This window comes from Sulfitobacter brevis (assembly GCF_900112755.1).
Taxonomy (GTDB): Bacteria; Pseudomonadota; Alphaproteobacteria; order Rhodobacterales; family Rhodobacteraceae; genus Sulfitobacter; species Sulfitobacter brevis.
Genome location: NZ_FOMW01000040.1, coordinates 1 through 8,205, shown reverse-complemented (window position 1 = coordinate 8,205; position 8,205 = coordinate 1). Strand labels below are relative to the sequence as shown.

The following is an 8,205-nucleotide window of genomic DNA, read 5'->3' as shown; positions in this document are numbered from 1 at the left end:
GCCCGCGTCATACGGGACTGACCGCCTTTCCAGCCGTCGAAAGCAAGGGCATCCCAACCATCTTGCAGAAAGGTTTTATGCCAGCCCCGAATGGTATCGTCGTCCAGATACAGAAAATCCGAAATCTCTTGGCAGGATTTGCCGTCGTCGAGCAGCAGGATCGCATTTGCCCGGCGGGCAATGCCGTGGTCCTCGCGCTGGCGACGCACGCAAGCCTCAAGCTCGAGGCGGTCTGCTGAGGAAAGAAAGCCGGGGCGGATCATAGGCATAGCTGAATCGTTTCAAACCCAGCCGTCAAGCCATCAAAATCGGATTCCGCAGGACTCGGAGTATAATTTACCGTCGTTGCGCGAGACTGGCGTAGCATGAGTATTCCACGGCATGTGGCATGCCCGCGTTCGGGGATGTCCTAAGCGCGGCGCAAATCGTCAACATGCCAGACTTGGTCAAGCTCTTCAGACTTGAAAACGGCAGCGGATTTGCAAGAATATTGCAAGTCGTATTCACCACGTCTCACGGCTTCGCAGTCACTCCGACTGCCCGCCTTTTTCGTCGGATTTCCTGACGCGGGTTTTGCCTGCGGGGCGTTCGTTGGCCCGCTTCAGTTCGTCCTGCGTGCCGATGTCACGCGGCAAACGTCCACCTGAACGACCTGCCTGAGATATGGTGCCTTCGGCACCAAGGCCGTGATCGGTGTCGTCGGATTTTGGGTTTTTATCGTTGGTCATGGTGTTACCTCTTTTTTTCAAGTTACGGAATAAATGCATCCGCGCCCTCTCTTGGTGCGAACGCCGAGCCGGGTCGTCAGGACAGGATCATCGAGAAATACCCCCCGATCAGGGCTAGAACCGTCGTGAACGCATAAGCCACCGGATAAGGGCATAGGCCGCACGCGGTTCGGTTCGACTTTGCGGCATCCGAAACTTGGGCAGGATGCTTTGCGACGCCTCGGTTGCGTAAATGTCCAGAAGGCTGGAGTCATCGGCCAGATCAATGCGGTGAATGGGCAATGGTTTGCTCCTTTAAAAGTCAATTCATCTTCAGCGGAGAAAGCGCCGCCTCGCTCGTGTTTCCGAATGCCAGATTGCGACCCAATGCCCGCACATAATGCCTTCGGACAATCTGGTGCTCCTGCGTTAAGCCGACGCGGCAGGTCTTGCCACATGCCAACGCCGACAACGGACGCGTCGAACGTCCAAGCTACGTACGACAAGATGAGCGATCCGGTGCTGATCGAGATTAGCCTTGGTCTTGATGAGCCAGCCACCGACGCAGAAAACGAGGTTCTGACCCAATGCGCCCCGCCGCTTCAGACGGGATAGCGCAGGATCGCCGCCACTGCCGCGCCGTCGGGCATGTCTTCCCGGCGCACAGCCAGAACCTTGCCACCCGCGAGGATCGCCCTTCCTGTTATCTCGTCGATCACGCCATAGCTGGCCGCACCCGGCTTCGTTGCCAGAGCAACCGTCCCGTCAGTCTCGCCCACCGTGCCGGGCACCACTTCGTCGATATCGACCAGCAGTAGCTCCACCGCACCGAAGGTGGCGGCGCGCGCGACCGCCTGCAGATCACTGATCGCGCGATGCGATCCGGCCCGCTCGTGAAAGAGCGCCGTCGCCGTCTCGATCCGGGCGGCGTAATGCCCATCCAGAACCAACCGCGCGGCACTCGCCAACGCGCTTTCGCTCATGCGGTCGGGGCTTGCAGATATCCCCTCGGCCAACAGACCCGGATAGCTGTTGACCGCGCGGAAGATCGGCCCCAGCGGCTCGGTCGCGGCAAGGATGAGCGGCGTCTCACGCCCTGCCAAGACCGGGCGCAGGGCGGCGTCCACCTTGCGCAGGTACTTGAGCAACAGCCACTTTTGACCTTGGGCGTTTCCATGTCCAGTGCCCATGCCGGGGTTGTTGATCGATGCGCGACCGGTGGCGTCGGTGGCGCTGTCGGGCAGGGCCGGCAAGTTGAGCGTTGTTGCAGGATGATCGGCGAAGACCTCGACCAGGCGGACATCGTTCTCGGACAAGGCCAGCACAAATGCATGCTGGGGAAAGGCCATCGCGCGCATCAGCGGCTTGAGGCGGAAACGATCCGACACCTCGACCGTTTTGGTGACCTCTGTCGCCAGCCGGAAGGTCCGCAAGCTGTCTGGTGTGGCTAGAACCGCAAGGCCGTTGGCCTGAAGCCGCCAGAAATCGTTATCCTCATCCAGCGCAAGGAAGTGTTCCTCCAGAACCGCGCGGCGGCGCTTGTCAAATCCTGCGGCGTCGAGTTGCTCGAGTGCCGTTCGCGTCAGATTGCCGAACGAGATACGGCTGAGAGTGACATTCTGGGTCTCGGGTGTCGTCGGCAAATAGATCGACACACAGGCATCAGCGCGGGTTTCGATCAGCGCCCGGATTTCGGGGTTGGTTGGAATATCGACATAAAGCATGAATTGTCCTTTCGGGGAACTTTCCGGGTCGCTTCAGGCGTACCGGGGCCGCTGTAGGCCGGTTCTGTCACGCGCTGACGCTGCAAACGGTACGCGCTGCGATAATGTTCGACGACAGCGACGGTCCAGCCTGCTGCGGCACCTTGTTCGGCGAACCGCCGCGTGTACCGCCCGGGGGAGGATCGTTCGCCACCGCTGGATATCGGGGCATCGCCCTGTCAGCGCACTTTCTTCTTCTCGGGCGTAGAGGGTGTTTTGGCGCCTGTGGTCTTCTGGTCAGATGCGGTTGGGCCGTGCGGCTCGGGACCACCCCAGCGCGGTATCGTCAGGTCGTTGTCAAGCCTCCGGCCCGGAAGCCTCCTGTTGCTTGGCGTGTCGAACGCATCTTTGCCAAGGCCCAGACCCGTGCCGGCATGTGTATCGCCAGAAGACCCGCCCAGATCAAAGCCGGGCCTGTCGACCCCTTGGTCAAGGTCGTTGGGCGTAGGGGGACTGTCTTGCGCTTGTTTCTTCGCCGCAGGCTTTCCGGCAGGATCGGTCTCTGCGGAGGATACTGACGGCGTGGATGGCTTCTTATTTTTCTTCATGTCTTTGATCCTTCGGATATCTCTTGTTTTGCGACTTGCCCTCGCGCGGGACAGCGCGACGATTACCAACGGAATTGCAGGATCCATTGGTCTTTGGCTGGCCCGAGCGCCTAGTGCATCACGAAACCCAATACACTTGGCTGACAGGAATTTCGGACGCCGCAGTCATTCCTTGAACTTTAATTCAGGGGTGCAACCGATGTATTGATCCAGATCAGTAGGCAGAAAACAGATCAGCAAGGTTGGGGGGCTGCGTCTGCCATGCCCACTATCTGGCAGTTTCCATCGCCTGTCGCCCCGGCTAGCCATCTTTGAGAGCGCTGCCAGAGAAAATGCGGGCAGGGCGGCATGATCGATATCAGTGCCGTGTCTGGTCCGCGTGTTATCCTGAAGGCTATTGAACAGGAGATACCGATGGCTGCGCTGCCCTTTAATGATACCCGGATCGAAGAACTGGTGTTGCGGTTCAACGCCGTGATGGCGAAGGAAGGGACGGATATTTCTGACCTTGGCGGCAATGCTTCGGATGACGAGGTGGCCGTGACCCTTCAGGAAACTGGGGGTGATCTGAGCCGGGACGAGATCACCCAAGAGATCGAAAGCATGAACGACGAACAGAAGGACGCGCTGGTCGCGCTGTTCTGGATCGGCCGTGGCGATGCTGAACCCGAAGCCTGGGAGCAGACCAAAGCGCTTGCGCGACAACAGCACGAGGGGCTGGTGAGCCGCTATTTGCTCGGCCAGCCGGAAGCTGGAGAGTTCCTGACGGCAGGTCTGGAGAAAATGGTGGAATATGGTGTCGACTGATGTGGGGGTTGGTCCCTTTGACCCTGTGACGGTCGACGCCGTCCGTCGCGCGCACGTGGTCCTGCGCAACAGTTGCCAGTGGTGAACGCGATGTCGCAATTCGAGCTTGTCGCAATCCTGCTGATACTGACCGCCTCATTCAGTTGGGTCAATTTATGGCTGTCGTTCTTGCCGCACACCATCGGCTTGCTTGTCATGGGGCTTGGCGCGTCGCTGGTTGTCATCGGAGCCGAGGCTGCGATGCCGGGATTGTTCAATTATGAAGGTCTGGCAGCCCTCCTGCGCCAAGTCCATTTCCAACAAACCGTTCTAGAGGGCATGCTTGCTTTCCTTTTGTTCGCAGGCGCATTGCATGTCGACGTGGTCAGCCTGCGCAGCCGTGCGCTGACCATTGGCACAATGGCGAGTTTGGGTGTTGTAGTGTCTACCGCGATCATTGGATGCGTCGTCTGGGCGGCAGCCGACCTGCTGGGTGTTGCGATCTCACTACCTTGGGCATTGGTGTTCGGGGCCTTGATCAGCCCGACCGATCCGGTCGCCGTCCTTGCCACGTTGAAAGAGGTAAAGGTCCCCGAGGACCTCAAGATCGTGATGACGGGCGAGACCCTGTTCAACGACGGTGTGGGCGTGGTGTTGTTCGCCGTCCTTGTCCACGCGGCCCTCGGTGACGGTTTCGGCGCCTTTGAAGTGGGCAAGATGTTCGTGGTCGAGGCCCTGGGCGGCGCGGCCCTCGGATGCGTGACCGGATATGTCGCCTACCGCGCCATGCGCGCCATCGACGACTACTCGATCGAGGTGATGATCTCGCTGGCGCTGGTCGTGGGCACATATGCGATCGCCTCCCGACTGGTTGTGAGCGGTCCGCTGGCGGTTGTCGTCGCGGGGTTGCTGGTTGGAAGCAGGGGGCCGCGCGACGCGCTGAGCGAAGAAACCCAGCGATACCTTTTCGGCTTCTGGACCTTGATCGATGAAATGCTGAATTCGGTCTTGTTCCTGCTGATCGGACTGGAGGTTCTGGTGCTGCGGTTCGAGCCTGCCTTCGGCTGGCTGATGGCGCTGGCGGTGCCACTGGTGCTGGTCGCCCGGCTGGTTGCCGTCAGCGGTCCGGTCCTGTTGTTGGGCCTGTTTCGCAAATTCGAGTCTGGCACGATTCCGGTGCTGACCTGGGGCGGCTTGCGCGGCGGTATCTCGGTGGCGTTGGCGCTTTCGCTGCCAGAGGTTGCCGAGAAATCCGAGCTTTTGGCCGCAACCTATGCCGTCGTCCTGTTCACTCTGATCGTTCAGGGGCTGAGCCTGCGTGCAGTGATCAAGCGGGTCGTGCGAAGATGACTGTTGATGAGTGTTTGCGGTCCAAACCGCAGGACCTAGGATCAGGGAAAGTAGTCTGGCGGAAACCGGCTGTGCTGACAGCCCCGATTTATAATTTTAAAGCAAGGAGAAGGTCATGGCGGCCTCATTTTCGATAACCCGCGTCACAGCGTTCTGGGGACGGCTCAACTCCAGCTTCTGGTTTGTGCCCGCTGTCATGGCCGTGTCAGCGGTCGCTCTTTCTTTTGTGCTGATCGAGGTCGATGCCCTGCGAGATGTCGCCCAGACGGACAATCCGAGCGCGCTTTATACGTTCGGACCTGAAGGGGCCCGTGCGACGCTGTCGGTGATCGCGAGCTCCATGATCACGGTGGCCAGCCTGATCTTTTCGATCACGATGCTGTCGTTGCAGCTTGCCTCCTCGCAGTTTGGTCCGCGGACGCTTGGCAACTTCATGCGGGATCGCAGCAACCAGATCGTCCTGGGAACGTTCATCGCGACCTTTCTATATTGCCTGTTCGTGCTTAGGTCGGTGAGGGGCACGGAGGGCGCCAGCTTCGACAGCTTCGTCCCCCATCTGGCGGTTGCGTTTGGTGTGTTGATGGCCGCGGCAAGCGTCGCTGTCCTGCTTTACTTCATCCATCACATCGCGACGTCGATCCGGGTCGAAACACTGCTGGAAAAACTCGCCGTCGAGGGCTGCGCCGCCGTTGACCATGTCTTTCCCGAACGGCTTGGCCATGGGCCGTCAGACGAAGCGGCTAGGCAGCCTCTTCCTGACGATTTCGATACTGACAGCAGGCAAATCTCGGCCGATTCAGATGGGTACGTCCAGAGTATCGGCGGTGACGTGCTGATGCGGATTGCCGCCAAGAATGATCTTGTTCTGCGGATCGCCGCGCGCCCCGGCGTGTTCGTCACACAAGGCGCGTGCTTGATTACAGCCTATCCGAAGGCCTGGGTTTCGGACAAAATGGAGGAGAAACTGCGCGGTGCGGTCGTCATCGGACGGGATCGGACACCCTATCAGGATCTGGATTTCGCGATCCGCCGCATCGTGGAACTGGCACAACGATCATTGTCGCCCGGCATCAACGACCCCACTACGGCGCTCTACTGCATCGACCGGCTGGGGCAGGTTCTTGGCCGATTGGCCGACCGGGACATTCCCTCGCCAATGCGGTTCGATCAGAGCGGCCAGTTGCGTGTCCTGACGGAAGTCTTTGATCTGGGCGATATAACCTGCCGGGCCTTCGCGGCGATTGCACGATACGGGATGACCGACGCGGATATCGTCACCAGGCTTGCTGAAACCCTCGCAACGTTGGAAAAGTCTTTTCCGTTGGCCGCGCGTATCGCCGTATCCGACTTGCGTGAACAGGTGCTACGCGAAAGCGGGGGGCCGACAGTTCATGCCTTTGACCGCAAAGTTCTTTTGGATTTACAGGTGAGCGGCGGGAAGAAGCCCTGAATCGGAGCGTATCCTTGCGAGCCTCGGACGCGAAGTTGCACCTGATCGAGACTTGCGGGGCTGCGGAGTCTTGCGGTCTCGGTTCCGGGCGCACGAAGATACGCGTCCCCTCGGGATGCGTCTTGCGTACGGTGCCGCCGATCGCGCTGACCTAGGCTGCCGTTTTCGGTTCCGCCCGGTTCGCGGCCCCGGACCGCGTCAAACCCCAGAAATCCGCTATGTGGCGGGTCGAGGAAATGCCGACTTCCAGCATATATTCGCCTGCTTCCCCGAGGCCTTCGTCGCCCTCGGCACTGATCGGCGTGCCGTGGCCCATTGCCTCGATAATGTATTCCTCGATCACCACCCGCCCGTCTGCGTCGCACCAGATCTTCCGGGGAAAGCTGTTGACCGTCTCCACACGTGTCGGCGGGCCTTCGACCTTGTGGATCTTCTGCCACTGCCGGACGATAGAACCGGCATTGGAACTGTCGACGGTCGTATCGCTGTCGCCATGCCAGACCGAGATCGTCGGCCATGGACCCGTGAATTTCGAGGCTCCGCGCACGAGCGCGTCAAGCTTGCTGTCCGACGGACTACTATAGCCATTCATGCAAATGGCCGCCTCCATCATGTTGTTCGCGGTCCCATAGGGCAGCCCCGCGATGATCGCCCCTCCCGCGAACACTTCCGGATAGGTCGCAAGCATCACGGATGTCATGGCACCGCCAGAGGACATTCCTGTAATGAAGACACGCGACGGGTCGACAGCATGATCATCAACGACCTGTTTGATCATCTGACGAATAGACAGCGGCTCGCCGCAGCCACGTTGGCTGTCGCCGGCCTCAAACCAGTTGAAGCTCCCGATGAGGTTGTTGGTCAGTCTTTGCCCCGGAAACAGGAGCGCCATGCCGCATTCGTCGGCGAGAGTGGACCAGCCTGATCCGATATCGTAGCTTTCAGGTGACTGGGTGTTGCCATGCAGTACGACGACGAGCGGCCCGTTTTTCGGGAATTTCTTCGGAACATAGGTGTTAGCACTGAGAGAGCCGGGGTCCGATCCAAAATTTTCCAGGACGGAGAGACGATCGCTGGTATTTGAAACCATTGGCATAGGAACCCCTGTGAGTAAGCCGGTATTGGCTATGTAAGAAGACGCCCCGGCCCCAAAATTTTGCGGACGGGGGCGTTGTGACTGTCCACGGTTCAAGGCGGATAAGAAGAGACCTTTGACGCCTGCGTCAGGTGAGTTTCATCAGACGCACACGCGAAGGGCCTTGTTGCACGGAGCCTCTCTCGACTGATATCGGTTGTGGCCTGGTCTGTTGAGGATGCTTTAGATGCCGCACAAGTTCAACGCTGATCATCGTGACAAAATACCGAAACAGAAGCAACGGGTGACCAACTGGGCAGAGTACGACGAAGGCCTGCGAGGACGTGGTGATCTGACGGTCTGGGTCAGCGAGGACGCGCTTGCGTTGTGGTCAGCACCACCGCGAACGACGCCTGGTGGTCAGGCTTTATATTCGGATTTGGCGATCGAGCTTTGCCTGACGCTAGGCATGGTTTTCAAGCAGCCACTGCGGCAGACCCAAGGCTTGATGCGCTCTATTGCCAAG

Annotated in this window: 10 protein-coding genes; 5 read left to right on the top strand and 5 right to left on the bottom strand. The window is 59.5% G+C overall.

Going from position 1 to position 8,205, the window contains the following annotated elements; genetic code table 11:
- Positions 1–263: helix-turn-helix domain-containing protein (locus tag BM174_RS20120; protein WP_143092510.1), on the bottom strand; the 263-nt coding region annotated here is incomplete at its 3' end.
- Between the two features lie 264 nt (positions 264–527).
- Entirely contained in the window at positions 528–728 is a 201-nt protein-coding gene (locus tag BM174_RS20115) for a hypothetical protein (protein ID WP_093925595.1), read from the bottom strand.
- Between the two features lie 435 nt (positions 729–1,163).
- Between BM174_RS20115 and BM174_RS21210 the strand changes: the two genes are divergently transcribed.
- Positions 1,164–1,322 carry a hypothetical protein gene (locus BM174_RS21210; RefSeq protein WP_177209560.1) on the top strand — a complete coding sequence of 53 codons (159 nt, stop codon included), beginning with the start codon at positions 1,164–1,166 and terminating at the stop codon, positions 1,320–1,322.
- Here BM174_RS21210 and BM174_RS20110 read toward each other — a convergent pair.
- Together BM174_RS20110 and BM174_RS20105 are read right to left on the bottom strand one after the other, a co-directional pair.
- Positions 1,310–2,431, bottom strand: coding sequence for a baeRF11 domain-containing protein (locus tag BM174_RS20110; RefSeq protein WP_093925594.1), 1,122 nt, complete (start codon positions 2,429–2,431; stop codon positions 1,310–1,312). The genes BM174_RS21210 and BM174_RS20110 overlap by 13 nt on opposite strands.
- 218 nt (positions 2,432–2,649) lie before the next feature.
- The gene (locus tag BM174_RS20105) at positions 2,650–3,018 is read right to left on the bottom strand and encodes a hypothetical protein (RefSeq protein ID WP_093925593.1); all 369 of its coding nucleotides are present in this window, start codon (positions 3,016–3,018) and stop codon (positions 2,650–2,652) included.
- A 348-nt stretch (positions 3,019–3,366) separates the two neighbouring features.
- On the opposite strand from BM174_RS20105, the gene BM174_RS20100 reads away from it, so the two are divergent.
- The 3 genes from BM174_RS20100 to BM174_RS20090 all read left to right on the top strand — a co-directional run bounded on the left by BM174_RS20100 (position 3,367) and on the right by BM174_RS20090 (position 6,604).
- A complete protein-coding gene (locus tag BM174_RS20100; RefSeq protein WP_245766469.1) occupies positions 3,367–3,825 on the top strand; it encodes a DUF3775 domain-containing protein in 459 nt (152 codons plus the stop codon).
- 90 nt (positions 3,826–3,915) lie between these two features.
- Positions 3,916–5,154 carry a cation:proton antiporter gene (locus BM174_RS20095; RefSeq protein ID WP_093925592.1) on the top strand — a complete coding sequence of 413 codons (1,239 nt, stop codon included), beginning with the start codon at positions 3,916–3,918 and terminating at the stop codon, positions 5,152–5,154.
- Between the two features lie 115 nt (positions 5,155–5,269).
- The gene (locus tag BM174_RS20090) at positions 5,270–6,604 is read left to right on the top strand and encodes a DUF2254 domain-containing protein (protein ID WP_177209559.1); all 1,335 of its coding nucleotides are present in this window, start codon (positions 5,270–5,272) and stop codon (positions 6,602–6,604) included.
- A gap of 151 nt (positions 6,605–6,755) precedes the next feature.
- Here the strand turns inward: BM174_RS20090 and BM174_RS20085 are convergent, their stop codons facing one another.
- Positions 6,756–7,700 carry an extracellular catalytic domain type 1 short-chain-length polyhydroxyalkanoate depolymerase gene (locus BM174_RS20085; RefSeq protein WP_093925591.1) on the bottom strand — a complete coding sequence of 315 codons (945 nt, stop codon included), beginning with the start codon at positions 7,698–7,700 and terminating at the stop codon, positions 6,756–6,758.
- A gap of 226 nt (positions 7,701–7,926) precedes the next feature.
- Between BM174_RS20085 and BM174_RS20080 the strand changes: the two genes are divergently transcribed.
- Positions 7,927–8,205: transposase (locus BM174_RS20080; RefSeq protein ID WP_177209555.1), on the top strand; the 279-nt coding region annotated here is incomplete at its 3' end.